We start from the raw sequence: 1898 nt of genomic DNA on the forward strand, positions 1-1898 counted from the left end.
GCAAACCGGTCAACCAACCCATACCAACCGGCCATCGAGTGCTGCAACGGGTCGACATCGATGCTCATCGAGCAGGTCACTCAGGAAGAAACGCACCCCATGCCTAGCGCCCGCGCGGCGTCGGCCGCGGTCAGGTCCTCCCAGGCGACGAGCCTCAGGACTTCCCGCTCTTCGGGTTTGAGCAGCATCAGGGCCGACCGGAGTACGGCCCGGGCGTCCATCCCGAGGTCAACTGCCGACCAGGGATCCCATCCGGTAGCCAGGTCCGTCACGTCCGCGACCAGGTCCTCGGCCGGGCGGGACCGCCAGTAGCGGCGCAACCGGTTCAGCGCCACCCCGTACAGCCACGGCCGCGCATCGTCGTACGACCGGTCGTACGATCTCCGCGACTCGAACGCCGCAACCCAAACCTCGCCCAGCAGGTCCTCAGCCGCGTCGCGCCCCGCCCGGCGAGCGAGGTACGAACCGACTGCCGCCTCATGACGCCCGACCACCTCCACGAAGGCGTCGACATCGCCATCCAGCGACCGGCCGATCAAATCCGCATCCGAAGCCATGGCCCTCCTCGGCAAACACCGCGCTTCCAACCTGACATTGCCAATCAGCCGGCGAAGTGTTCAGGCTCCAACGCGCCAAGGCGGTTCGCGTGCGTTCGGCCGCTGCGAACGTGTCCCATCACGGAGTAACGGACAGCGCCGCGACCAGGCAGACTCGTACGGGCCGAAGTAGTCGAGCACGAGTGCCGGGCGGCGCTCGCGGGCGATCACGCCGCGGTCCGCCGCCACCAGCTCGGCGCCGAGCGACCCCGGCAGTGTCGGTGCGAGGTTATTGGTGCGAGGGGAAACTCTCCCGGAAAGCGTCGGCCAAGGAGTGGCTCGTCGGCGGGTCGACGAAGAGGTCGGTCAGCAACAGGTCGCCGAACTGGGCCGGGTCGACGCCCGACTCTCGGCCGCTCAGCCGCTGCAGGGCGCTGCCGGCTCGCAGGGATGTGCGTACGAGCGCGGACGGCAGCCGCCGGACCCGCCGTGAGCGTCCGACCGCCCCGGCGATCCGCTCGATCATCTCGGCGTAGGTGAGGTTCTCGTCCGCCATCGGGATGTCCTCGTTGCTGCCGGCCTCGAGCGCGTCCACGGCGGCCAAGGCGACCCGCTGCGCCGACGTCATCGCCGTGCCGCCGGCCGGCGCCACCAACGGCCAGCCCGACCGCGCCCACGATTCGAGGGGGCCGGCCCAGTTCGGCATTCGCTCGCCGCTCCGGCCGACCACGAAGGGCAGCTCCAGCACCGCGATCGGCAAACCTGCCCCGGCCGCGGCCCGTCCCTCCCGAGCCTGTTCGACCCGGCAGCGCACGTACGTGCTCCGCTCCGCCAGCCGCCATTCGGGGTGCAGCCGGTCGAAATACGTGTAGTACGACCCGAGAAGGACGCCCCGGGTCAGCCCTTCCGACCGCCCGGCCGTGAAGAGCCGGACCACCGGCTCGACCATGTTCCGCCGGAACACCGGGTAGATCGGCTTGGGAAGCGGCCGCTGCTCCTCGGTGCGGGTGGCGAACACCACCCCGTCATGCCCGGCCAGCACCGACCGCATCTTGTCGACGTCCGCCTCGACCACATCGAGCGCTCGGTCGACGCCCGCCCGCACGGTCCGCGCCGCCGTGGTCACCTCGTGCCCACGCTCGCGCAGCGCGTCCGCGACGTGCGCCCCGATCAGTCCGCTTGCCCCCACCACAAGAATCCGCACGCCGGAATCGTCCACGAAGGACCCGCCTCCCTGTCAAGCGGGGGCCGGCCGATCCCGGGAATGCAGAAAGCCCACCCTGGTTTCCCAGGATGGGCTTTCCGTACGTTGAGTCCGGCGGCGTCCTACTCTCCCACACCCTCCCGAGTGCAGTACCATCG

2 protein-coding genes are annotated in these 1898 nt (G+C 70.2%); both read right to left on the bottom strand.

Annotated elements, in window-relative coordinates:
* Positions 1-80: 80 nt before the first annotated feature.
* The gene (locus IH26_RS0152320) at positions 81-557 is read right to left on the bottom strand and encodes an RNA polymerase sigma factor (protein WP_030443781.1); all 477 of its coding nucleotides are present in this window, start codon (positions 555-557) and stop codon (positions 81-83) included.
* Positions 558-825: 268 nt separating this feature from the next.
* Positions 826-1740, bottom strand: a complete 915-nt coding sequence (locus IH26_RS0152325; RefSeq protein WP_030443782.1) for an NAD-dependent epimerase/dehydratase family protein — start codon at positions 1738-1740, stop codon at positions 826-828.
* Positions 1741-1898 lie beyond the last annotated feature (158 nt).

Source organism: Actinoplanes subtropicus, from assembly GCF_000721705.1.
GTDB classification, from domain to species: Bacteria; Actinomycetota; Actinomycetes; order Mycobacteriales; family Micromonosporaceae; genus Actinoplanes; species Actinoplanes subtropicus.